Here is a 22,898-nt window from a genome sequence, read left to right as displayed (position 1 = left end):
CGATCCGGTCACGCGACAGTGCCGTACTGCTGCTGTCGACGCGGCGGGCGAGCCCGTAGGCGGGTCGTCGGAGCAACGACAGGGCGGCGACGTTGCGCGGAGCCGGTCTGCGTACCGGGCTCGGAGAGCAGCTCGGTCGCCCGCGCGGCTGTCTGCGCAGGCTGGGCCGGCCGCTCCTCGTAGAGGCGGATGATCTCGGCCAGATGCTCGGCGGTGAAGCGGTAGGCACGGCCGACCCGGGTGTGCGGTATCAGGCGCCGTCGCGCTCGGTCCTTGACCCACCAGGCCGAGCAGCCGAGGGTGTCAGCGATCTCTTCGGGGCGGTAGAGGCGGGGCGGAGGGGCGTCGGACGGCCTGTGGGGGACGGACGCGGGCGTGGATCGGTGCAAGGGGGGCGGCTCCTAGTCGCGAAGTCGGGGGACGGATGCGTGAGCGGCTCAGGTGGCGCCCGGGCCCTGCAGGAGAGCGAGGGGTGATACCTGCAGGGCTTCGGCGATAGCGACGAGGTCGTCGATATCGCATCGCCGCTTGGCGAGTTCGATGCGGGACAGCATCGTGTTGGACATAGGGCGACCCAAAGCGGAACACCGCGCGGCGAGTTGGCGCTGCCCAAGGCCGCGTTCCGTACGCAGGATTTCGATGGTGCGAGCCGCCAGCATTCCTGCGGGCCCTATTTCCAGAGATCGTGCTGCCATGGCTCCAGTTGTAGCGTGCATTCGCCGGTTTGGTTAACCGGCGATCGTCGGCTATGTTGCGCCGCGCTCAATGGGCGAGCGGGACGGTCGGGGTGCTGCGAAGGTCCGGATCCCCGAACGGGCCCCGACACCAGAGACCCTCTCTGACGTGGGGTGTTGTGTTGTAGCTTCATCGCTCGCAGGACGTCAACGGCTTCCCGATGTGATCCTTCCGGCTCGGGATGCCGGGCAACTATTTGGTCAACCGCCGATCGTGCCCTACCGTTTTCGCACCGCCCTCGCCGACTCGATTTCCAGCAGCATTTCTGCCGTGAGAGATTGCGCCGGATAGGGCTGGACTTGCGCGACCTGGGTGTGGCTATGTTGACGACACCCCCGGAAAGCGCGAGCGGCCATCAACGCACCCCGCCTCAACGGCCGGACATCCCCCGCCCTTCACGCCCGTCCCACCCCCGACCGACGGTGAACCGTGGGCACCCAGCCCACCGGTCACCGAGTGAGGACCGCCCCTCTTGGCACGAATCCGCACCATCAAGCCCGAAGCCTTCGTCTCCGAGTCCCTGGCCGCCGTCACCCTGACCGCCGAGCGCACCTTCTTCGGCCTGCTCACCCAGGCCGACGACCAGGGCCGCCACCGCGACCACGCCGCGATCATCGCCGGGCAGCTGTGGGTCCTGCGCCCCGAACACACACCTGCCGACGTCGAGAAGGACCTCGCCCAGCTCGCCGACACCAGGCTGATATGCCGCTACAAGGGCCCGGATGACAAGCGCTACCTGCACATCGTCACCTGGCGGCAGCACCAGAAGATCAACCGCCCCAGCGCGAGCCGGCTTCCCGCCTGCCCACACCACGACACGCCGGCCCGCACCGCACCCGGCGTCGGCGCCCCGACTGCGGGAGTCGGGCTCACGGAGCCCCCACCGCAGCCTCACGGAGTCCTCCGTGAGAGCTCCGGGCGAATACGCGAGCCTGCGGTGAATCCGGGCACCGATGAGGAAGTAGCAGGTCAGAGCGATTTCCGTGAGCCCTCCATGAGGCAGCAGGGACAGCTCAGTGAGGGAGCGGTGACAGCTCACGGTCCGGATCTAGGACCTAGGATCATGGATCTAGGAGATACCCCTTCGGGGGGCGCGAGCGCCCCCGCATCCGGCACCGTCTCGGCCAACCAGCTCATCGCCGAGTACGCCGTCGCTTGCGCACACCGTCCGCCCGAGAACGTCCTGGGCCATCTCGGCCGGGAGGCGCGAAAGCTGCTCCTGGAGGGCATCGCCCCCGCCCACATCCGGGCCGGCCTGGAACGGCACCGCGCCAAGGGCCTGCATCCCAGCACTCTGCCGAGCCTCGTGCACGAAGCCATGAACGCGGCCCCCGCCGCGCCGGTTGTCCACAGGGCGTGGACAAACCCCGCCGATGTCGAAGCCGCCTACGGAGGTGACCTCTGACCGCCACCCTCACCCGCGAGCCTCACCGGGTCGGCCCGCTTGCCGACCGGCTCAACGGCATCCTTGCCAGTCGCGGCATCGACCTTGCCACCGCCGCCGTCGAGGAAGGGCACGTCGAGCCCGTCACCGCGCTGGAACTCGCCGACGCCAGGATCCCCGCCCGCTACCGCCGAGCCCTGGCCGACCACCCGAAGGTCACCGCCTGGGCCGACGAGATCGCCCGCGCCGGACGCCCCGGCCCCGGCGGGCCGGGCATCGCCGAAGGCCCGTCGCTGCTGATCGCCGGCCCCACGGGCACGGGCAAGACGTACCAGGCGTACGGCGCCATCCGCACCCTGCTCGCCCGAGGGGTCCGTCTGCGCTGGGAAGCGACCACCACCGCCGACTTCCACGCGCGCCTGCGCCCCCGCGCCGGCCACGACGCCGAACGGGAGCTGCAGACCCTGGCGCGCTGCCCGCTGTTGTTCCTGGACGACCTCGGCGCGGCCAAGACCAGCGAATGGACCGAGGAGCTGACCTACCGGCTCATCAATCACCGGTACGAGCACATGCTCCCGACACTCATCACCACCAACCTTCCGATGGAGCAGCTGCGCGTCACCCTCGGTGACCGCGTCGCCTCCCGCCTCGCCGAGATGACGGAGCGCGTCATCCTCGACGGCCCCGACCGACGGCGCCGCACAGCGCCCGCCGCCTGACTGGCCGCCTCAGCGCCCTCTCCTAGCCGGGCCCGCCGCATCACCGCGCTCACACCAGCCCTGCCCGCGCCAGCCACTCGCGTAGGCGGTTGCTCAGCGCTCCGTCGATTCGCCCTTCGCCCTCAATCCTCGACGCCTTGGAGCCCCCTCCTGCCTCCTCTCAGCCCCGTCCTCCTCGCCATACGGATCAGCGGCACGCCGCTCCTCCCTGACTGGGCCACCTCCCCGGTGATGACCGTGGCGCTCCTCATCCCGCCCGTGCTGCTCGGCCTGCTTGCCGGGTGGCTGATCCGCCAGCACCGCCGCCAGCGGCATCACACCAACCGCTGGCGTGGGACCGCCGCGGTGCCGGTCGCGGCCGTGGCGGCGCTCGGCTGTACCGCCTACAGCGCGGACACCAGCTGGCGGTTCGCCGCCGACTACCTCGACATGGGCGGCACCGCCGAGCGCGTCGCGATGTTCGCCGCCGCCGAGCTGGCCCTGTTCGCCACCGCCCTGATGGCCCGGCAGAACCTAAACGGCCCGAAGCAGGCACCCGGCCTGCCCGGCACCCTCACCTGGGTCATCACCACCGTCCAGGTTCTGCCCGCCTACGCCGAGTCCGGGCCGGTCGGCGGCACCGTGCGGGCCTTCGTCGGCCCGGTCATGGCCGCGATGCTCTGGCACCTGGCCATGGGCATCGAGCTGCGCCACCGCGCCCCCGACGCCGCCTCACGCAGCCTGGCCGCCGTCCTCGTCCGCCAGGCACGCGAACGCCTCCTGGCTCGCCTCGGCATCGCCGACCAGGACGCCGATGCCGCCCGACTCATCCGCGAGCGCGCGCTGAGCGAAGCCGTCGCCCTGATCCTGCGCGCCGAGTCGATGACCGACAAGCGCGGCAGACGGCGGAGACGACGCCTGGCAGAGCGCCTGCACCAGGCTCTCGAGCGGGCCGGCGTCGACGGCGACCCGCTCCAGGACAAGCTGCTGCTGCACAAGCTCGCCACCCGCAAGCAGGCCCTCGGCCTCGCTTCCATCACGCTGCCGCCGCGCTGGGAGGTCCCGGCCTCCAACCCCGCCCGGGAATCCGGGCACAGCAGCCCGCGCGCCGGCCGCACGGCACAACTGCCGCGGGCAGAGGAAACTGCCCGCCCGCACCCGTCAGATCGGGGTGACGACGAGGTCCCTCCGGCTGCCCGCCCGCAGCCTGCCCGCCCGGAGTCCGGGCTGCCCGCACGGGCAGAAACTGAAGAGAGCCGGGCGCTCACGGGCAACAGCTCGGGCAGCCCTTCGGGCAGGCACGAGCGGAAACCGGCTGCCCGGAAGAAGCGCGACGCCAGCAAAGCCCGTGCCTCCGACGAGGTCATCCTCAAGCACGCTCGCCGCATCCATGAGCAGACCGGCAGCGTCGGACGCGACCGGGTTGAGGACGCCCTGCGCGCCGCTGGCTACACCGTCTCCAGCGACGGCGTCGGACGAGTCGTCCGCGAGTTCAAAGCCCAGCTCAAAGCCGTAGCCGGTACTGCGTCCCGCTGATCCCCGCAGCACCAGAGCTCCCAACCAGACCCCGACCCGAAGGGCCCCATGCACACCCCGCACCACGAAGACCCCGTGCCTCACAAGCAGTCTCTGCTGATCACCCCTGCCCCAGGCGGAGCAAGTTGGAGGTTCGGACACTCCCCCGTCGGGGGAGCGCCCGAACCCGAACCCGCCCCGGGGGTGGCGGGGCCCGTCCGGCGCCAGGGGGCGCCGGACGGGAAGGCTGCGACCGGGGGCGGACCGCAGCCAGGCAAGGCCAGCCGCAAGGGCAAGGCCAGGAAGGGGAAGTCGCGTCCGCGTGACAAGAAGCAGCGCTCCGCTCACAGCGTCCGCCTCAACGAGCTAGAACTCGCCGTCATCCAGTCCGGTGCCGACCACGTCGGCATGAGCGTGGCCGGGTTCCTGGCCCACTCCGCCCTGGCCGCTGCCCGCGACCAGTCCCGCACCGCGGCGGCCATCGCCACCGAGCGGGACATCCTGACTGCCCTCTTTGGTGTGCGTCGTCAGCTCGGCTGGGCGGGCGGCAACGTCAACCAGATCGCCAAGGCCCTCAACTCGGGTGCCGATGTACCGCACTTCGCCGCTGCCCTCGCCGACCTGCAGCGTGCCGCGCAGGCGGTCCAGCGGGCAGCAGACAGGGTCGCCAACGGGCAGGAGGGCGAGGCGGCTTGATCCCCCGGGTCCACCAGCAGGGCAGCAACACGCTCGGGCTCCTGCACTACCTGTACGGCAAGGGCACCCACGAGGAGCACATCGACCCGCACCTGGTCGCCTCCTTCGACGGCATGGCCCCTGACCCCGGCCGCGACCCTGCGGTCATGAAGAAGGACCTCCAGCACCTCCTCGACCAGCCCCTGTCCCTGCTCGACGCGGGCCAGCGTCCCGACACGCACGTCTGGCACTGCTCGGTGCGCGCCGCGCCCGACGACCCGATCCTGTCCGACGAGCAGTGGGGCGACATCGCCCGCCGCATGGTCGCCGCCACCGGCATCGACCCCGGCGACGGGGCCGGCTGCCGCTGGGCAGCCGTCCGGCACGCCGACGACCACATCCACATCATCGCCACCCTCGTCCGCGAGGACGGCCGCCGCCCCGACCACCACCGCTCCGGCAAACGCGCCCAGGCCGAGTGCCGGCTGATCGAAAAGGAACTCGGGCTGCACCAGGTCGCCCCCGGGGACGGCACCGCCGCCAAGCGGGCCACCAGCGCGGAGCGGTACAAGGCCGAACGCACGGGCAGGCAGCGCCCTGCGCGCGAGGAGCTGCGGGAGACCGTACGGCGCGCGGTGGCCGGCGCGACGAGCGAGGAGGAGTTCTTCGACCGGCTGGCCGCCGCCGGCCTGCTGATCCGCAAACGCGTCGCGCCCTCCGGCGACCTGCTCGGCTACAAGGTCGCCCTGCCCGATGACCGCAACGGTGAGAAGGAGCCGGTGTTCTACGCGGGTTCCACGCTCGCACCCGATCTGTCCCTGCCCCGCATCCGCGGACGCTGGACGCTTCCTGCGGAGGCCGCTTCGGCGGACGGCTCACGGCCGGAGCAGCCCGCCCTGCCGGACGTGACAGGTCCCGCGTTCGCGCGGCGCCGGGCCACCGCAGCCACCTGGCAGGCACTGCTGATCATCGACCACGGTGACGACGGTGCAGCAGCGGCGCAGATCGCCGCTGCGGGTGAGGTCCTGGACGCGCTGGCCAAGACCTCCGCCGCCCATATCCGCGCCGAGCTGCGCGAGGCGGCCTTCGTGTTCGAGCGGGCCAGCCGCTCCCACGTGAGGGCCGTACGCGGGCACGACCGCGCCCTGCGCCAGGCCGCCCGCGACCTCGTCCACAGCGGACCAGCCCTGGGCCGCGGGGAAGACGGCGCCACCGCCGCCATGCTCATCGACATGGCCTTCTTCCTCGCCATCGCCGCGGCGAACTGGCACGCGAAGAAGGAGCACGCGCAGCAGGCCGCCGCAGCTCAGCAGGCAGCTGAACACCTTCGGGCAGCCTACGAAACCGCAGCAGCCCAGCCGATGGCCGTCCTGCGGCAGCGAGGCCAGCGTCTGGCGCCGCGTGTTCGGCAACGGCACGCCGCGCTACTTCAGCAAGTGCTGCCGGAGCTGGCCGAGCGGATCCGCGCCGAGTCCGGCTGGGCCGCCCTGGCCGCCACCCTCGACGAGGTCCGGAAGGCCGGCCACGACCCGGCCGTTCTGCTGGCCGACGCCGCCCGACGACGTGAGCTCGACACCGCCGACTCCATCAGCGATGTCCTGGTGTGGCGCCTGCGCCGCAGTGCCCACCTGCCGGCACTACCCGCAAGCCCCGACGGAACGGCCACGATGGGCACTCGGCGCACCGCACCCCTCGCGCCCGTCACGCGACCGGCCACCAGCGCCGTGAACGACCCCAGCCGACGGCGCTGACCAGCGAAAAACGGGCGAAACATAGCCGACGATCGGCGGTTGGCCAAACCGGCGATCCTCCGGACCATTGGTGCCCCAGAAGCCCCACAACATGCCCTTGGCACCCTCGTCCCTACCGCAGTCGAGCGCGCGGCACCCCCGCCGCCGGCCCACGCTGAGCAACCACCCTTCCGCGAGCACCCTGCTTCTCGCAGCCCACACCTCCTTGACCAAGGCACCCGCACATCATGCCCCGAGCACCACCTGCCAGCTCACCAGCACAAACCGATCTCACGACACCACACAAGGAACCACCCATGCCCTCCTCCGTTCGCCCCGAAGTCGTCCTCCTCCTCACCAAGTTGACCTCAACCACCCCGACATCCGGACGCGCCCTTACCACCGCGACGGACGCCCGTTCACCCGCGCCGAGCGCGACCTGCTGATCACCTTCACCCCGGAGGAAAAGGCCGCCGCGATTGCGCAGATAGAGCTCGAAGACGAATGGCAGCGTGAACTCGACGAGATGAAGGACGCCTTCGTCGACCTGCTCATGAAGTACTTCGCCAAGCTCTCCCAAGGGATCCGTGGTCAGCGACGCCGTCGCCATCATGACCGACGAGGACTACGCGGAGTTCGAACGCCTGGCCGAGATCGTCACTGCGGAAGACACCCTCGAATTCCGCGCCCTGTACGAAGGAAGCTGACCGGCCGCACACCAACGGCGGCCCAATCTGCGGGTACACGAAGCCGGGCCTCCCCGACGGGAGGCCCGGCTTCAATGCGTTGGACGGGCCCTCAGCAGGCCGGAGCGCGCAGGAGCCGATCGCGCGTACTCTCCGGCAGCACCCGGCGCAGCACCGGCGCGCTGGAGCTGAGGGAGTCGGCGAACGCGGCGACGAGGTCGTGCGGCACTCTGGCGCTGAACGACGCGGCCCACAGGTAGCCCGCGCCGAGCACCGGCTCGGCCCACGCCTGCCACCCGGCCAGGGCCGCCTCCTCCGCCTCAGCCACCAGCGCCAGTGGATCGCCATCCTGGATGAGGGGCGGCACCTCGCCGAGGCGGACGTGCGAGGCGAACGTCGGATCCACCGCGCCCGTGCTGGGCTGGTCGACGTCGCGCAGCCAGCCGTGCGCCGTTACCGCGTCGAGGACCAGCTCGGGGCCACCGCATGGCAGGGCGGGCTGATTGCGGGCGTCGAGCGCGGTGAGGAAGCCGGCGAGGATCTCCCCCGGGACGTCGGGGGTGAAGTAGGCCGACCACTGGGCGAGCGGACTGCTCGGGTGGGTACGCGCGGACACTTGCCAGGCGATCGGCAGGTTCCCCAGGTGGAAGGGCTCGTCCGGCAGGACCCACTGGGCCCACCGCAGGGAGTCGGGGCTGATGTGCAGGACGGTGCTGCGCAGGACCTGACGGTCCTCCGGCGCCTCCTCCGGCTCCTGGCGCCCGCGGACGAGCGTCAGGCTCGTCCAGCCCAGGCCGGCGAGTGTGTCAGCGACGGCGTCGTAGAGGCGTCCGTCGTCACCGGCCAGGTGCCGGGGACCGACCCAGTAAGCGGACGGGACGCAGGCCGGAGCGGGTGGATCGATCGGGAAATCGGGATGCAGGTATGCCTCCAAGAGGTTGGGGGGCTGGAGCGACTCGAGCCTCTGGCTGTCACACCCGCTGGGAGGTCTCCAGCACGCGCGCGACTGCGGCAGCGACGACGTCCGCCGGTGTCTCCGTGTCGAAGGACATGTGGTAGCCGCGCACCTTGGCCGTACCGGTGACGGCGATCTTCCACCCCTCGCCGTCGGTACCAGGGCGGCCGGACGGAAACCACCCGAGATAGAAGGATCCATCCTTCGAGTTGACGTGTACGTCCGCGCGGTCGTCGACGACCAGGTGGAAGTCGTCGGCGGAGAACTGATCCATCACGAGTGTGGCCTGGCCCGGGCCGAGCAGCCATTCACGCAGCCGCAGGGCCTCGACGCTGGTGGAGAATCCGGGGCCCTGGGGTGCCGCAGTCACGAGCAATCACCTCTTTGACCTGGTGTTTTGCGAGAAGGTCGTCCAGGTTCACATGCCCTTGCGGCGCTGACCAGTCATTCGTGGATCTTTGCTGTCTGCCCCCGGCGAACTGAGACGCAGTGCGCGAGACCTCGCTGTCCAGCCGCGGAAAACGGCGTGCGCCCGGTGTGGGCAGTGCTGATAGTTGCCGCATGGATGCGATCGAGGCCGCACGCGCCGTCGTGGATGAACAGCACCCCGAAACGCGCACCGCGTTCCTGGGCGGCAGCGTCGTGACAGCCCGCCGAACGGCCACGTCGGACCTCGACGTCGTGGTCCTGCTCCACGGAGCCCCAGCCCCCTACCGGGCGAGCCTCCAGTACGCCGGCTGGCCGGTGGAGATGTTCGTTCACACCGAGGCGACGTGGCACGCCTACGTCGAACGGGAGCTGCGCAAGCGCCGGTCACCGCTGCTGTGGATGTGTGTCGACGGACTGCTGCTCTTCGACACCGACGGTCTCGGAGCCCGCCTCGCCGCACAGGCCCGGAAGCTGACCACCGCCGGACCACCCCCGGTGTCGATGGAAGAGATCGACGACCGCCGCTACGCGATCACTGACCTGCTGGACGACCTCGCGGGAAGCGACGACCAGAGCGAGCGTCTCTTCATCGCGACCGAACTGGTCCGACGCACCGGTGAGCTGACGCTGGCCATTGGCGGGTCGTGGGGTGGCGGTGGGAAGTGGCTGGCACGCCGTCTTGAGACGACCGCGCCAGGGCTCAGCACACGCCTCCACCACGGCCTACAGGAGGCACTAGACGGGAGAGCAGAGACCCTCGTGGCCGTCGTGGACGAGGTGCTCGGACAGACCGGTGGCCGGTTGTGGTTCGGCTACAAGCGTGTCGGGGCGCCCTGAGCGATCCCGCGCTGCGGACATCGCAACGTCTGTTCTTCCACATGCAGATCACTTGGCGGAGAGCAACGCCCGAGCCTCCTCGGCGCACCCCCACGACAGCGTGACGCCGGCGCCTCCGTGCCCGTAGTTGTGCACGACCACGGTGCCGTCCTCCCCCACCTCTTCCTCCACACGGACCGTGGCGCGGGTCGGTCGAGCGCCGACCCGGTGCTCCAGGACACGGGCCTCGGCGAGGCGGGGCTCGACCTCGGCGCAGCGGGCGAGGATGCCGGCCGCCGCCTTGTCGTCGGGGGCCAGATCGCCTTCGCCGTCGATCGCTGTGCCGCCCAGGACCACGGTGTCGCCGTGGGGGTAGAAGCACAGGAGGTCCGGGGAGAGGCCGGTGTCCTCGGAGAAGAACTCGGTCAGTCCGGGGTTGGTGACGACGACGTGCTGACCGCGGATGGGCCGGAGGTCGGGGTCCGGAACCAGGTCGCGCGCCCCGAGGCCCGCGCAGTTGACGATCGCCGAAGCCGGACCGGCGTCCGAGAGCGAGGTCAGCCGTCGCTGCTCGACCACACCGCCAGCGTCGCGGAGTCGGCGCAGGAGGTAGTCGAGGTAGGTGGGCATGTCGATCAGTGGCACGGTGAACCGGTAGCCCGCCGTGAACCCGGCCGGGAGTTCAGCCCGCTCGCACGGTCGGAAACCAGGCAAAGTGGTGGCCCAGTCCGGCGCGGCTTCGGCCGTGCGGGATGCTTCGATGCCACTGGTGAGCCGGACGCCCGTCGCCGGGTCCTGGGCCAGCTCCCGGAAGATCTCCAGGGACCGTTGTCCCCACTGGTCGACCTTGTCCTTCGGTTCGACCAGGTAAGGCCCCCACATCGCCCCGGCCGCCAGCGACGTGACCCCCGGCACCTGCTCGGCGATCACGTGCACCGAAGCCCCGGCCTCGGCGAGAACGACGGCCGTGGTGAGCCCAGCCACCCCAGCCCCGACAACGACAACGCGCTCCCCTGCGGTCATGACTGCGAGCCTAACGGCCGGATCACGTCGATGGGCACGTCATGCCAGGGCCGCCTGTGAGGCCGCTGCGTCGTCAGACAGCCTCATCTGTAACGCTCAAGATCAGGGGCTACTGGTCTGCGACAGGCTGTGGGCTACCTGGCCGACAGCGTTGAGAACGCCCTGCCCGAAGCTCGTGGGCGCGATCAGCACACCGAACACCAGCACGATGACCACAGTCAGCTTTTCATCGAACCGGCTCCGGGCCTCTGTGCGTCGACGGAGCCGCAAGACGATGACGACTGCCAGCAGAACCGCCACGTTGATGCTCAGAACCACCCGGCCATTCCTCCCGTACGCAACACCTCTGCCCTCCCCTTTGCATAGCCCAGACTCGACCGCGGCGGGTTTCGATCACCAGCGAATGGCGACGGGGCGCTTGTCCAATGGCTGGATCGGGGCAGATTCGCCTCCCGCACAGTGGCGTCCAAGGCCGCAGGGGCGGACGCGCCCCGATCCGGGCCTTCCGCTGCATCAACCGCCCCGCCAGACAGGTCAAGACAGCGCGGATGAACGGCGCGGAGGAGGGATGCGGTCCAGCGAATCCCACAGCGGTCGGGACCCGGCCGCCCATTCACCCAGCAGACGGCGGTCCACGAGGTGTATCCGGTGTTCCGCGCCCCAGGGGATGGCCTTGGAGGAAAAGCGGCCGTTGGTGAGCACGACAGCTACGTCCGCTCCGTGGATCTGCCGTGCGGTGCCGTTGACCTGCTGCAGGACACCGACGCCGACGGCGGAGCCGCGGTCTCCGTCCCGGCGGTGCTTGCACTGGATGGCCCAGACGCGCCCCAGGGGATCGACGGCGCGTACGTCGCAGGCGTTGTCGCCGGCACCGCCGAGCTGCTCCGCCTGGCAGCCGTCCCGTCGCATCAGGTCCCGTACGGCGAACTCGAACGCGCGGTGGTCCAGGGCGTCCAACTGGTCGTCCTGCTTCTTGGAACGGCGGGCCGGCCGGCGCCGTGCGGGACGCCGCGCCGGACGTCGGCCGCTCATCGGGCTGTCCCCGGCTCAACCGGCAGGCTGCGTTCGGCAGACCGGGCCATGGCCCTTATCGGCACAGCGACCCGCTCGCACGCCTCCATCCGTACCGCCATGAAGTAACTCAGGCTGTTGACGATCCCCGCGCAGGTTATGAGAGCACGCACCACTGACAGCGGGTCGAGATGCGATCACCTTAAGTGAACGGTTTTCGGTCAGCGCGGGCCGCAGCCCGCTGCGGGCTGGTCACCGACGACCAGGGGCTTTCGGTGCTCGCCCGACACGCTTCAGCCGTTTCTCGGCAAGCACCGGATCCGGCCGCTCCTCTCAGCGGACGCCGGCCCTCCCACCGGCACCCGTCCGATCCAGCGTGGAGTTGCGCGGGTGCGCAGGATTGAGGAACCACTTGCGCGCGGACGCCAGCCACCAGATGCCGCAGAAGGCGATGACGACGCCGACCGCGACAGGCGCGTAGTTGAAGGTGTGCGCGGTGACGGGCGAAGTCTGCGGCAGCATGAACAGCACGGTGATCAGCAGGACCCAGGCGACGGCGATCGTGCCGACGAGTAGGGACCAGGAGCCGAGGTGCCAGGGGCCGCGCTCGAACCGGCTCCCCTGGCGGAGCCGGAGGTACGTGGGGATGACGTAGGCGATGTACAGGCCGATGGTCGCGATCGACGTGACGGCCGCGTAAGCGGTGGTGTTCCACAGGTAGGGCAGGCCGAGGACGAAGGCGCCGCCAGTGGCGAGCCATACCGCGTTGGTGGGCGTCCGCGTGGCGGGGTTCAGCTGGTGCCACACCTTTGAGAAGGGCAGGGCGCCGTCGCGGGAGAAGGCGTAGATCATGCGGGAGTTGGCGGTGACGGACGCCATGCCGCAGAAGAGCTGGGCGACGATGACGACCAGCAGCAGCCACTTGCCGGCCGCGGCGCCGAGGGCGTCCATGAGGATCTGCGCCGGGGGCACCCCGGTCCCGGAGGCGAGTGCGCCGGGGTAGGACTGGATGGCGTAGGTGAAGCCGAACAGCAGGATGAAGCCGGCGGCGAGGGAGACGAGGATCGAGCGGACGATGCCCTTAGGGCCGGCGGTGGAGGCGTCGATGGTCTCCTCGGTCATGTGGGCGGAGGCGTCGTAGCCGGTGAAGGTGTACTGCGCCATCAGCAGTCCGATCAGCACCACGTAGGTGCTGGAGGAGAAGCCGGTGTTGTTGACGAACTCGCCGAAGACGAAGCCGGTCGACCGGTGGTGGTCGGGCACGAGCACCAGGGCGCCGCAGATGATGACGACGCCGAGGATGTGCCACCAGATGGAGACCTCGTTGAGGAAGGCGACGATGCGGACACCGAAGGTGTTCAGCACGCCGTGCAGGACAAGGATGATCCCGAACAGCGTGATGGTGTGACCGGGCGTGGCCGCGAAACCGAACTGAAGGTCGAGCAGCGCGTTGAGGAAGGTCGCGGCGCCGAAGTCGACGCCCGCGGTCACTGCGATCTGGCCCAGGGCGTTGAACCAGCCGGTGAACCAGGCCCAGGCGGCGGCCGTTCTCGCGGGTGCCATGCGGTGGGCCCAGAAGTACAGTCCGGCGCTGGTCGGGTAGGAGGAGCAGACCTCGGCCATCGACAGGCCGACGAACAAGGTCATCAGGCCGACGAACAGCCAGCCCCACATGATCACGGCCGGGCCGCCGGTGTTCATGCCGTAGCCGTACAGGGTCATGCAGCCGGACAGGATCGAGATGATCGTGAAGCTGACGCCGAAGTTGGCCCTGCCGGACATCGAGCGGGAGAGCGTCTGCTGGTAGCCGAGCTGCTTCAGGCGTTCCTCGTCGGAGACGCGGGAGACGTCAAGAGGCATGGGGGTGCCGTCCTTCGTGCTTAGGAGGGGTGGTGTCAGGGTGGTCAGGGGTGCCGGCGCCTTGGCGGGTTGTAAGCCCAGGCGCGGTGCCGCAGGAACAGGTCTTCGGCCTGACCGCAGTAGGCCCAGGGAAGGTGCGTGGCGTACAGGCCGATCGCGTCGAAGACCTCCGCCGCCTCGCTGTGGCGGTTGGCGAACGACAGGGCGTGTGCCAGGTAGTTGGCGTCATCGGCGAAGCAGGCGTGCGGGCCGGGCGCGCGGTAGCGCCACCAGCGTTCCAGCACGGGGTCGATCTGAGGGCAGTCGATCCAGGGGTGGATGGTCAGCCCGTACGCCGTCTGGTCTCGCTCCTGACGGGATCGGTGGGCCTCGGCGATCACGACCAGGGGCAGGACCGCGATCGGCAGCCCTCGCGGGGCGATGGACGCCTGCTCCTCCGCCCACCACATCGCCTCCCCCGGCCGGCCGTGGTACCGCTGGAACAGGTAGGTGACGACCTCGTGGTGGGCCTCGCGGTTCCACGGGTCACGCTGCTTGATCTCCACCCACACCTGCCGCAGGGTTGCCCGGTCCGGTGCATGGGTCCGCAGCAACGCCAGCATCACTACCAGGGGCGCCACATCATCCGGCCACACTCCCAACGCGGTGCGGCAGGTGGCCCACGCTTCCTCCATCAGTGACCGGCCGCCGCCCTGCCCGGCGATCATCGCGCGAAGGGCCTGAACGTTCGCGAGGAGAGCCAGCGCGTGCGGCGAGCGCGGTTCCGCCTTCGCCCAGGTGTCGGCGAAACGCAGGCGAGCCCCCGCTTCGGCGAGCACCTGGAGGCGGAAGATTCGGCGGTCCCAGTCGGCACCGGTAGTGGTCAGCAGGTCTCGGGGCCCTTCCCATCGCCCCATAGAAGCGTCTTCGAGGACTCGCCGCAGCGCGTCGTCATCTCTTGCCGGGCGCATGTCAAGACCGGGTGGCCCTCCTGTCGTAGGCATCATGTTCGCTCCGGTAGTCCGCTCCTGTCTGCTTGGCAGGAGGAGGCGAAGTCGTCAGGCGGTCCGGATCTCGGTGCCGAGCGCCGCCGAGATGGCCCGCTGGTGGACGAGGCCCGTACGGACCAGCCGGGCCTCCGGGGTGAAGCAGTCGACGATGGTCATGTGGTTCGCCGCCGGGCACACCCCGCCGTCGATGATGACGTCGGGTTCCAGGCCCGAGGCGGCCAGGAAGGCATGGACCTGGTCGATGGTGATGGCCGGGCCCGGGTCGTCCGGGCCGGCGTCTCCGGAGATGTTCGCTGTGGTCGCCGCGAGAGGGACTTTCACCGCCGACGCGAGGTCCCCGAGGATGTCCGGAGCGATCGTGACCAGGGCGGGAGATCCGACTGCCGCGTGCTGGGCGGCGTCTTCGGCGTTCTTCCACGGCAGCAGCAGTGCGAGATCACCGGGCCAGAAGGCCGTCGCGAGGCGCCTGGCGTCCGGGCTGAGGATGAAGCGTTCATCACAGGAGGCGGTGGAGGTGGCCACATAGGCGAGTGGCTTGCCGCTCGGGCGGCGCTTGCCCGCGATGATGTCGTCGCATGCCCGCGCGTTGCTCGCGTCGGCGCAGACCATGTACCAGCGCCGGGTCGGGACGACGACGAGTCCTCCGGCCTCGATCGCCTGTACCGCGGCATCGAGGTCTTCGGGTCCGATGAGACGCATGGGCTACTCCTTTTCGGCTGCGGGCTGAGGCGCCGCGGCGAGAGGCGGATAGTCGAGCCACGGGTCGCGCAGAGCTTCGAGGCGGCGGCCGGCGTGGTCCGGGTGGGAAACGCGGAAGTAGGCCATCACCCTGGGGAAGGGGGTGAGGTTCCGGCCCACCGAATGCGGGACGAGGTGGTGCATGAGCAGGACGTCGCCGGGGGCACCGAGCAGAGGGACACCCCGCTCCTGGTCGACCTCTGGGGGCACCTGCTCCGTCATGCCGAGCGACCACTGGGTCCGGAACCAGTCCGCCATGGTGTAGTGACCGCCCGGCTGGTAGTGCAGCGCTCCGTCCTGCGCGCTGCACACGTCGGACAGAACGACGCCGACGAGGAGCGAGAAGGTGCGCAGTTCTCGCGGGTCGAGGTGAGGACAGGAGACCCCGTCCACGTGCATCGCCTTCTCGGGTTGCACGCCGGGGAATTCCGACTCGGGTACGCGGATCTGGATCTGGGCCGTGGCGACGGGGAGGGTGTCTCCGAGGAGGCCGGTGGCGAGTTCGGCCGCGTCCGTCTCCTCGTACAGGGCGAGGATGTCGGGGTGGTTCCCGAGTTCGGGGGCGAAGGTGCGCTGGCTGAAGGCCGGGACGTCGCTGGGCTTCAGACCGCGGTACCAGCTCCCGACCAGTGAGGTGGCGCGTTGGACGAGCGCGGGGGAGACCAGTGCGCGGCGTATGAGGACGCCATCCCGTTTGAAGGTGGCCTTCTCCTCAGGCGTGAGGGGCATGGTGCCTCCGTAAGCTCTGCGACGTGCCACGGGACGTGGCTCTGTGGATGCGGTCGAGGACGTGCGTGCTCGCGTCGAGCGCTGCGGCGAGAAGCCTGTGACCCAGCTCCGGGGTGGCGTTGCGCGGATCACCGCCGATGACACCATCGGCGGCGAGCTCGGGGTCGTCGGAGGACCAGGGCCACGTCACGCCGCGATCGAGTACGAGGTGGCCGATCGACCGGCGCCGGCCGGGGTCGGGGAACGCCTCGCTCGGCAGGAGGTCCAGCCGGACCCGATCCGGCTCAAGGGCGAGCATGAGGGCGGTCTCCAGCACTCCGGCATGCACCTCGGGCAACTCGCTGCCGATCGGGACGCGGCTGGCGGCGAGTGCGGCCGGGTGCAACACGCAGGTGGTGACGCCGTGGGAGTGGCGGAGCTGGTGGACGACCGCCTCCAGCACGCCGCGGTTGCCGCCGTGGCCATTGACGAGGAGCACGGAGCCGACCCCCGTGGAACGGATGTACTCGGCCACGAGCGTGGTGATCAGCGTCGCGTACAGGTGGAGGTCCAGCGTGATGGTTCCCGGCGCGCCGGCGTGTTCGGGCGAGAGGCCGTAGGGGATGGCCGGCCCGACCCACAGGTCGTGCCGGCCCGCTGAGTGCGCGGCCAGACGGTGCGCGAATCGCTCGGCGATGACGGTGTCGGTGTCCAACGGCAGGTGCGGACCGTGCTGTTCGATCGACCCGAGTGGCAGGCACAGGACGGACCGTTCGCCGAGCTCGGCCGCCACACTCGGGGCGGTGAGCGCGGCGAACGCCCGTCTGTTGCTGGCGGTCGTCACCTCCTGCTCCGCCGCCCGAAGCGGATCAGGAACTCGTTCTCCTCCGGGAAGGTGTCGTCCTTGCTGAAGTCCGTGAGCCGCTCCTTGACCGCGGTCTCGAATTCCGGCAGCCGGTCGCCGAAGAGGTGGGGTGCGGCGAAGGAGGTGGAGTAGAGGTAGCCGAGGATGCTCTCGGTGGTCCAGGTTCGGTGGACGGGGATCCGTGCCTCCTCGACCTGGTCGAAGGGCGACTCCTCCATGATCTCGCTGTAGGGGCGGTTATGGTGCTGGAAGGTGCCGGAGCCGGCCCGCCGTTCCTCGCCGAGGAACGTCTTGATGACGTCTCGGACGGCTTCCTTCCAGGGACTGGTGGCGGTCCAGAAGCTGCTGTCGCCGAAGATGGCGACGACACCGTCGGGAGCGACCTGATCGTCCAGGCGGGCCAGTACGGCGGCCTGGTCGAGCCAGTGGAACGCGCGGCAGACCGTGACCAGGTCTGCCTTCCAGTCGGCGGGCGGCACGAAGTCCTCGGCGGTGCTCTCGACGAGCGACAACCGCGTGCCCTCGGGGAGCTTCGGGTGCAGTGCCGACTCCGCCGCGGCGAGCATGTCGGCGTCGTTGTCGATGGCGATGATGTCGTCGAAGCGACCGAGCAGCGCCTCGGCGACCAGCCCGGTGCCGGTGCCTACGTCGAGCAGGCGTCGCGGGCCGTCGGTCCGGGTGGGGGCGGCCTGGTCCAGGGCCGCTGCGACGTCTTCGGGGATGCCGGGGCGGAACTGGCGGTAGTAGCTGGCGGTTCCGGTGAACAGGCTCATGTGGCGCTCCGTGGTGCGAGGTGCTGGATGTGGGCGGCGGCTGCCGCCAAGTCGTCGGCGACGAGCACACCGTGATCAACGAGCAGGGACTCGTCGGGGACCTGCCTTCCGCGCGAGATCCATATGGCGCGCGCCCCTGCTTCGACGGCACCCACGATGTCGCACGTCCAGTCATCACCGACGTGGATCAGGCCACTTGGCTCCGTGTGGAAGTGCTCGGTCACGGCCTGGAAGGCCCGACGGTCGGGCTTGGTGTGGCCAATGCGGCAGGACGGAAAGAAATCGCTCACCCAGGGAGAGAGGAGCGTGCGCATTCCATCGGTGTCGGCGTCGACGCAGGTCACGTTGGAGAGGGTGACGACGGTGGCTACAGAGCTGATCTGGCGCAGGGCCTCGGTCGTGCCGGGGTAGAGGCTGAACGGGGCCGGCGGCACATCGCGGGGGAACGTCTCCGCCGGCACCTGGATGGCGTCGCAGACCTCGTGCACCAGGGAGTCGGTCAGGGCCGGTCGGGTGTGGAGGCTGGAACGAAGGATCTCGCGCGTACGCGCCGGAGGGAGCGGGGACGCTTCGACAAGCCGCATCGTCAGGCCGGGTCCGTCGGCCATGCCCAGGGTGCCCCCGACGTCCACCGAGACCAGCAGTTCGGGTCGTGTCGTCACTGGGTCCTCCCCACGGTGGCCGGGAGCGCGGAGACGACGGCTTCGATTCGGGCCTGTCGGATGTCCGGGGTGGTGGCTTCCGACAGGAAGGTGAGGGCGTACCGCAGCTCCGCCTCATCGAGCGCGTCGAGTGATCGCCCTTCCTGATCGGCGGCGGCGTTGAGGTCCGGTGGGACGCTGCGCGGGCGCAATCCGTGCGGCAGGTGGAGTCGACCGTGCCAGTGCTCGCCGTCGGCCGGCGCGGGGAACTCGCTCGTGGGCCGCAGGACGGTGACGTCGTCCAGGGTCAGGATGCGTACGGGGATGGACGAGTCCGCGATGTCCAGGCTCCCGGTGAGGAAGGTGTCGTGGCCGTCAAGCCGTCGCGTCAGGCGGAGCAGGGGCCCTTCGGGGCTGTGGGTGACCGTGCCCTCGACGGGAACGTTCAGTGGGGCGCTGGGCATGCTGTGCTCCTTGGCGTGGTGCCGAGACCAGAGGCGTCCGGCAGGCGGATGTGGCCGTCTTCAGGGCGGCGCGGCATCTCGTAGAGGCGTTGGCGGCCGGGCTCCCAACGCAGCCGGTACTCGACGGCCGGAACGGCGTCGGGGTAGGCAGCGGCGAGGTGGAGGCCGGGCACGAGCGAGCGGCCGTGCGGATACACGGGGACGCCCTGGGCCTGAGCGACTGGGATGATCTGTGCTGCTCGGGTCAGTCCGCCGCATCCGACGGCGTCGAGGGTCAGGGCGCTGGGCCGTATGTACTGGATCAGGCCGACGGGGTCCTCGTCGCAGTGCGCGCGTTCGCCGACTGCCAAGGGCAGCGGGGTGGCCGCCAGAAGCTCGTAGGTGTCCGCGTCGTGGCGCGGAAGCGGGTCCTCCAGCCACCGAAGGCAGGAGGGATCGGCTACCTGTGCGAAGGCCAGGGCCACGGCCGGTGTCCAGGTGCCGACTGCGTCGACGGCGAGCGGCGCGTCGAGAGCCTGAGAGCAGCGCTCGACCGCCTGGGCCATGCGGACCGCCGCTTCCCCTGATGGGTCGGACGGATTCCGGCGAAGCCCCCACTTGGTGAAGCTCCAGCCGCCTGCCATGACGCCGGCCAGTACGTTCGGGCTGTTGATGCTGCTGAGATCCTGGGTGAGCCAGGAGGCGTACGCCGGGATCAGCGGCCGAGGTGGCGTGGTGGTGAGGAGTTCGGCCACGGTGCGCTCGGCGAGTCGGCCGTGGAGGTCCCAGACAGCGCAGTCGACCGTGCCGACCGCCCACGAGGCAACCTCATTGGGGCGCCTGCGAGCCGCAGCCCGCAGATGGTCCAGCAAGCCGGCGTGGTCAGTGACCAGCGCGTCCTTCGTCTCAGGGGCCAGTACGTCGTTCACGTAGCGTCCCACGCGTTCGCTGACCGGGCCGTACCAACCGAGCGTGTGCCCAGCGCGGACCGCGACGAAGAAGGAGTCGTCCCCGGCTGCCGTCGCCTGCCTGGCCTGGACCACGCGGAGGTCCTGGATGGTCCACGAGGTCATCGGACCACCTCGCGAGATGCCAGGAGGAGGTCGGCGGCCCGCTCGACTCCCGGCACGTCCAAGCCCATGGTGCGGGCGAGATCGCGCTGCCGCATCGGGCCGGCGGGCTCCTGCCAGCCGATGACGTCGACGGGGCGGCGGAGGCTCCCCGCCAACAGCCCCCATACAGCCGCGGGGTGGCCCAGGGTGAGGAAGAGAACGGAAGCGTGGGAACCGAAATAGTGCTCGACCTCGCAACCCTTCAGCCCCCTCGGCCAGGTGCTTGGGGCACCGAGAACCGTGAGGTCCAGCAGGTTGACGACGCGGACCCGGCACCGGTGACTGTCGCGAATACGGTCGACGGCTTCCGTGGCTACGGCAGCGGGGATGTCTCCCGCTGTCACGATCGTCAGGTCGGGCTCGTCGTCGTCGCTGAGGTGCGACCACACCGCGAGACCACGGCTCCGCTCCTCGTCCAGCGAATCTTCCGGGTGGAGCGTGCGGTTGTGCTTGCCGGTGACGATCAAGTTGACGCGGTCCATCGAGTCGAGCGCCTCATCCAGGACAGCCGCGGTACGAGTCGGGTCCGCCGGCGTCAGCACCCGGACTCCGGGTGCACCGAGGGCCAACAGGGCAGTGGCGAGGGACGGGTCGCCGTGCGTGTGGACGTTGTGCCAGCCGTAGGAAGTCAGGAGGACGTTGAGACTGGGCAGGCCCTTCGCGCCGTCGAGGCGCCGCTGCTTGATGTGCGCCACCAGCCCGCTGGTGAGCAGAGGGGCGAAGCTCTCGTACGACACGAGCAGGCCCCGTCGCCCGCTGGCGGTCCAGCCGGCGAGCCACTCCAGCAGCACCTCCTCCGCCAGCAGCTCGTGAGCCCATCGCTCACGTGCGAGGTCAGGAAGACGATTGGAGGCCAGTTCGTCGGGGCTGAGGAGAAGGAAGTCGCCTCGTCCTGCGTGCCGCCGGACTGTCCCAGTGACCGCGCTCGTGAATGAGGCAGCCTTGGGTACTCGCGGGGCATCCGGGGTGGCCGACCGCGCACGGGGCAGGGCGCACCAGCGAACCCGGGCGACTGCCTCCGCCAGGGGCCCTCGGCTGCGTCCCCGCGTGTCGAACAGATGGGAAGGCCGGTAGGAGGCAAGCCAGTCGTCGAGCTGTGACAGCTGTTGCGCGTCGGCGCGCGGGTTTGTGAGAGGTGTCTTGTGCAGAGCGGCCGTACCGATAAGCGTCTGGCCGCCGAGGGCGCCAGGGCCAGTCCATCCCTTGACGCAGCGCAGGACCAGTGCCGTGGGCCGGCCTGCGACAGTGGCCTCCAGGGCGTCCCATAGGGCGGCGTGGAAAGCTGCGTGCTCCGCCTGCGATCCGGCGGTGACGTGGACGATCCCGGCCCGCCATCCGATACCGGCGAAGTACGCCCGGAGCCGGACGTCGTCCAGTCGTCCGAGCAGCGACGGACCGCCCATGCGGAAGCCGTTCACGTGCACCACGGGAAGTACTGCGGCACCGGTGAGATCTCCGTGGGCGAGCCAGGCCGCTGCTGTCGTCGGGGTCTCGCACTCGCCATCACCGATCACAGGCACGACGACCCTGCCGGGAGCGTCGAGCGCGGCCCCTTGGGCGAAGGGCAGGCAGCCCCCGAGTCGTCCGCCGAGAAAGGCACCGGCCGGAAGCGCCGGGGTGACTTCGGCTCCCATCCCTTCCACGTCAGGGAAAGCCCGGGAGAGCCGCCGCAGGCCGCCGGCGTCCGGTCCGAATTCCGGACGCAGCCTGCCCAACTCACCTGTCACCCAGGACGCCGAGAGCTGGACCACGCCGGCATGACCGGCTCCGAGCAGCGGCACGAGGCCGACTTCCCCGTCGAGAGCCCCAGCAGCAAGGGCGAGGTGGGTCAAGGCGAAGGCGGTCCCCGGCACGGTCCCCCAGTGGCCGGACGGACGCTCCTTCACGTGTTCGGCAGTCAGCGGCTGGCTGAGCAGGACATTGTCCCGTAGGTGGAGTTGGCACACCGAGGCGTAGCAGATCGCTCTCCACAGGGCCTCGGCCAGAACGGCATCGTTCTCCATCAAGCGCCGACCAGGGTCTCGTCAGCGAAGGTGAAGTACCACAGGGGGCGATAGCACTCCCATGCCGTCGGCCGGAGCCCGGAGGGCTCCATGATCTTCTCTATCTCGGCGCGGGCGCGGAGGTAGTACTCCAGCTCCTGAGCGCCGGAGGCGCGCAGGCCGGCCATGATGCGGTTGTGGGCCTGGTAGACCTGGAAGTTCGGGAACTCGGTCACGTACGGCGCGAGGGTCTCCACGCCGGTGCGCAGTGCGTCGAGGTCGTCCAGACCCGCGATGTACGTGAACGACGTCCCGTGGCCGGCGGCGACCGCCCGCCTCAGCACTTCCGGCATCGAGGCCGTCGTCAGCACCGCCTTGCTGGCTTTCAACAGGAGGTCACGACGCGTGAAGCATTCAGCCGTGAGCCGGAGCACGAAGGGGCCTATGTCGGCAAGCTCGTCGAACGCCTGCCTGGAGTGAAGCACCGAGGTGAGGAAGCCGAGCCTGGCTTCGATGCCGTACTCGGCCAGAACCGATCGCAGGGCCCGCATGTGGTCGACGGCCGCGGGCTCCCGCTCGAAGCATCCGGTGGAGACGTTGACCTCTCGGACTTCCGTAAGGTCCCGCCTGGGGTGCTGCTCGCGCAGCGCGGCGAGGAGTTCCCGGAGGTCCTGTTCTTCCGACAGCCGAGGGTCCGCCGCTGCCTCAAGGGTGTTGGGGCAGAAGGCGCAACCCACGCAGCGGCTGCGGGCATTGGGGTTGAGCGTCAAAGCGGCGCCGCCGTCGCGGAAGTAGCCACCGACCGCCTCATCGGCGTCGATCCGCTCCACCGTGCCAACCGGGGAGTCCCCAAGCAGCAGTTGTCCATCGTCCATCAGCCGGAAAGGCGACTCCGCCGCATTCAGCGGAACGATGAGCTGCCAGGGCACGGACCGCGCGCTGTCCAGTCGCACCTGCAGGCGGGCGCGATGACGCGGTGCTTCCCCGTCGATTCCGTGGAGGTTGATCGAGGTGAGCAGGGCGTCTTCGACCGGCACCCCGTACCGCCGCGCGAGCCGCTCTACGTCCGCGAGTGTGGACGCCGTGCCCGCCTGTCCGCCGAGTAAAGCTGTCACGCGCGTGCTCCATCC

At 70.0% G+C, this 22,898-nt stretch carries 23 protein-coding genes and 1 pseudogene; 6 read left to right on the top strand and 18 right to left on the bottom strand.

Annotation, left to right across the window (positions count from 1 at the left end; all coding sequences use genetic code 11):
- Positions 1 to 8 precede the first annotated feature (8 nt).
- Both SY2F82_RS30225 and SY2F82_RS30220 read right to left on the bottom strand, forming a co-directional pair.
- Positions 9 to 389, bottom strand: a complete 381-nt coding sequence (locus tag SY2F82_RS30225; protein ID WP_058081347.1) for a helix-turn-helix domain-containing protein — start codon at positions 387 to 389, stop codon at positions 9 to 11.
- A gap of 48 nt (positions 390 to 437) precedes the next feature.
- Positions 438 to 695, bottom strand: coding sequence for a helix-turn-helix domain-containing protein (locus SY2F82_RS30220; RefSeq protein ID WP_058081346.1), 258 nt, complete (start codon positions 693 to 695; stop codon positions 438 to 440).
- 512 nt (positions 696 to 1,207) lie between these two features.
- On the opposite strand from SY2F82_RS30220, the gene SY2F82_RS30215 reads away from it, so the two are divergent.
- From SY2F82_RS30215 to SY2F82_RS30195, 5 genes are all read left to right on the top strand, one after another.
- Positions 1,208 to 2,140 (top strand): hypothetical protein, encoded by a 933-nt coding sequence (locus tag SY2F82_RS30215; RefSeq protein ID WP_200422333.1) that lies wholly within the window; start codon positions 1,208 to 1,210, stop codon positions 2,138 to 2,140.
- On the top strand, positions 2,137 to 2,838 hold the full coding sequence (locus SY2F82_RS30210; RefSeq protein WP_200422453.1) for an ATP-binding protein: 702 nt from the start codon (positions 2,137 to 2,139) through the stop codon (positions 2,836 to 2,838). Before SY2F82_RS30215 ends, SY2F82_RS30210 begins: the two co-directional genes overlap by 4 nt.
- A gap of 231 nt (positions 2,839 to 3,069) precedes the next feature.
- Complete coding sequence (locus tag SY2F82_RS30205) at positions 3,070 to 4,353, top strand: hypothetical protein (RefSeq protein WP_236041877.1); 1,284 nt, start codon at positions 3,070 to 3,072, stop codon at positions 4,351 to 4,353.
- Positions 4,354 to 4,536: 183 nt separating this feature from the next.
- Entirely contained in the window at positions 4,537 to 5,028 is a 492-nt protein-coding gene (locus SY2F82_RS30200; protein WP_200422331.1) for a plasmid mobilization relaxosome protein MobC, read from the top strand.
- Positions 5,025 to 6,758: a relaxase/mobilization nuclease domain-containing protein gene (locus tag SY2F82_RS30195; RefSeq protein ID WP_200422330.1), complete on the top strand. Its 1,734-nt coding sequence runs from the start codon at positions 5,025 to 5,027 to the stop codon at positions 6,756 to 6,758. Before SY2F82_RS30200 ends, SY2F82_RS30195 begins: the two co-directional genes overlap by 4 nt.
- Before the next feature lie 777 nt (positions 6,759 to 7,535).
- On the opposite strand, the gene SY2F82_RS30190 is transcribed toward SY2F82_RS30195, so the two are convergent.
- Together SY2F82_RS30190 and SY2F82_RS30185 are read right to left on the bottom strand one after the other, a co-directional pair.
- Entirely contained in the window at positions 7,536 to 8,357 is an 822-nt protein-coding gene (locus SY2F82_RS30190; RefSeq protein WP_058081340.1) for a DUF317 domain-containing protein, read from the bottom strand.
- 37 nt (positions 8,358 to 8,394) lie between these two features.
- Positions 8,395 to 8,748, bottom strand: a complete 354-nt coding sequence (locus tag SY2F82_RS30185; RefSeq protein WP_058081339.1) for a DUF317 domain-containing protein — start codon at positions 8,746 to 8,748, stop codon at positions 8,395 to 8,397.
- Positions 8,749 to 8,939: 191 nt separating this feature from the next.
- On the opposite strand from SY2F82_RS30185, the gene SY2F82_RS30180 reads away from it, so the two are divergent.
- Complete coding sequence (locus SY2F82_RS30180; protein WP_200422329.1) at positions 8,940 to 9,644, top strand: nucleotidyltransferase domain-containing protein; 705 nt, start codon at positions 8,940 to 8,942, stop codon at positions 9,642 to 9,644.
- 48 nt (positions 9,645 to 9,692) lie between these two features.
- Here SY2F82_RS30180 and SY2F82_RS30175 read toward each other — a convergent pair whose 3' ends face one another.
- The 14 genes and pseudogenes from SY2F82_RS30175 to SY2F82_RS30110 all read right to left on the bottom strand — a co-directional run bounded on the left by SY2F82_RS30175 (position 9,693) and on the right by SY2F82_RS30110 (position 22,883).
- Positions 9,693 to 10,646, bottom strand: a complete 954-nt coding sequence (locus SY2F82_RS30175) for an FAD-dependent oxidoreductase (protein WP_200422328.1) — start codon at positions 10,644 to 10,646, stop codon at positions 9,693 to 9,695.
- A gap of 102 nt (positions 10,647 to 10,748) precedes the next feature.
- Positions 10,749 to 10,964, bottom strand: coding sequence for a hypothetical protein (locus tag SY2F82_RS30170; protein ID WP_200422327.1), 216 nt, complete (start codon positions 10,962 to 10,964; stop codon positions 10,749 to 10,751).
- Between the two features lie 216 nt (positions 10,965 to 11,180).
- Positions 11,181 to 11,606, bottom strand: a pseudogene (locus SY2F82_RS30165) (restriction endonuclease); the annotation flags it as partial.
- A gap of 384 nt (positions 11,607 to 11,990) precedes the next feature.
- Positions 11,991 to 13,517, bottom strand: coding sequence for an amino acid permease (locus SY2F82_RS30160; protein WP_200422325.1), 1,527 nt, complete (start codon positions 13,515 to 13,517; stop codon positions 11,991 to 11,993).
- A gap of 44 nt (positions 13,518 to 13,561) precedes the next feature.
- Complete coding sequence (locus tag SY2F82_RS30155; protein ID WP_200422324.1) at positions 13,562 to 14,413, bottom strand: hypothetical protein; 852 nt, start codon at positions 14,411 to 14,413, stop codon at positions 13,562 to 13,564.
- A gap of 141 nt (positions 14,414 to 14,554) precedes the next feature.
- Positions 14,555 to 15,205 (bottom strand): L-threonylcarbamoyladenylate synthase, encoded by a 651-nt coding sequence (locus SY2F82_RS30150; RefSeq protein WP_200422323.1) that lies wholly within the window; start codon positions 15,203 to 15,205, stop codon positions 14,555 to 14,557.
- 3 nt (positions 15,206 to 15,208) lie between these two features.
- The gene (locus tag SY2F82_RS30145) at positions 15,209 to 15,973 is read right to left on the bottom strand and encodes a phytanoyl-CoA dioxygenase family protein (protein WP_200422322.1); all 765 of its coding nucleotides are present in this window, start codon (positions 15,971 to 15,973) and stop codon (positions 15,209 to 15,211) included.
- Complete coding sequence (locus SY2F82_RS30140) at positions 15,957 to 16,796, bottom strand: creatininase family protein (RefSeq protein WP_200422321.1); 840 nt, start codon at positions 16,794 to 16,796, stop codon at positions 15,957 to 15,959. The genes SY2F82_RS30145 and SY2F82_RS30140 overlap by 17 nt, the downstream gene beginning before the upstream one ends.
- Entirely contained in the window at positions 16,793 to 17,590 is a 798-nt protein-coding gene (locus tag SY2F82_RS30135; protein ID WP_200422320.1) for a trans-aconitate 2-methyltransferase, read from the bottom strand. The genes SY2F82_RS30140 and SY2F82_RS30135 overlap by 4 nt, the downstream gene beginning before the upstream one ends.
- Positions 17,587 to 18,252: an HAD family hydrolase gene (locus tag SY2F82_RS30130; protein WP_200422319.1), complete on the bottom strand. Its 666-nt coding sequence runs from the start codon at positions 18,250 to 18,252 to the stop codon at positions 17,587 to 17,589. The genes SY2F82_RS30135 and SY2F82_RS30130 overlap by 4 nt, the downstream gene beginning before the upstream one ends.
- Positions 18,249 to 18,695: a hypothetical protein gene (locus tag SY2F82_RS30125; protein WP_200422318.1), complete on the bottom strand. Its 447-nt coding sequence runs from the start codon at positions 18,693 to 18,695 to the stop codon at positions 18,249 to 18,251. The genes SY2F82_RS30130 and SY2F82_RS30125 overlap by 4 nt, the downstream gene beginning before the upstream one ends.
- Positions 18,677 to 19,747 (bottom strand): enolase C-terminal domain-like protein, encoded by a 1,071-nt coding sequence (locus SY2F82_RS30120; protein WP_200422317.1) that lies wholly within the window; start codon positions 19,745 to 19,747, stop codon positions 18,677 to 18,679. The genes SY2F82_RS30125 and SY2F82_RS30120 overlap by 19 nt, the downstream gene beginning before the upstream one ends.
- A complete protein-coding gene (locus SY2F82_RS30115) occupies positions 19,744 to 21,789 on the bottom strand; it encodes a hypothetical protein (protein ID WP_200422452.1) in 2,046 nt (681 codons plus the stop codon). Before SY2F82_RS30115 ends, SY2F82_RS30120 begins: the two co-directional genes overlap by 4 nt.
- A complete protein-coding gene (locus tag SY2F82_RS30110; protein WP_200422316.1) occupies positions 21,789 to 22,883 on the bottom strand; it encodes a hypothetical protein in 1,095 nt (364 codons plus the stop codon). The genes SY2F82_RS30115 and SY2F82_RS30110 overlap by 1 nt, the downstream gene beginning before the upstream one ends.
- Positions 22,884 to 22,898 lie beyond the last annotated feature (15 nt).

The sequence above is a fragment of the Streptomyces sp. Y2F8-2 genome, from assembly GCF_014905555.1.
GTDB lineage: Bacteria > Actinomycetota > Actinomycetes > Streptomycetales > Streptomycetaceae > Streptomyces > Streptomyces cynarae.
Note: the sequence above shows the minus strand (reverse complement) of the source record. Positions and strands in the feature narration are given on the sequence as shown.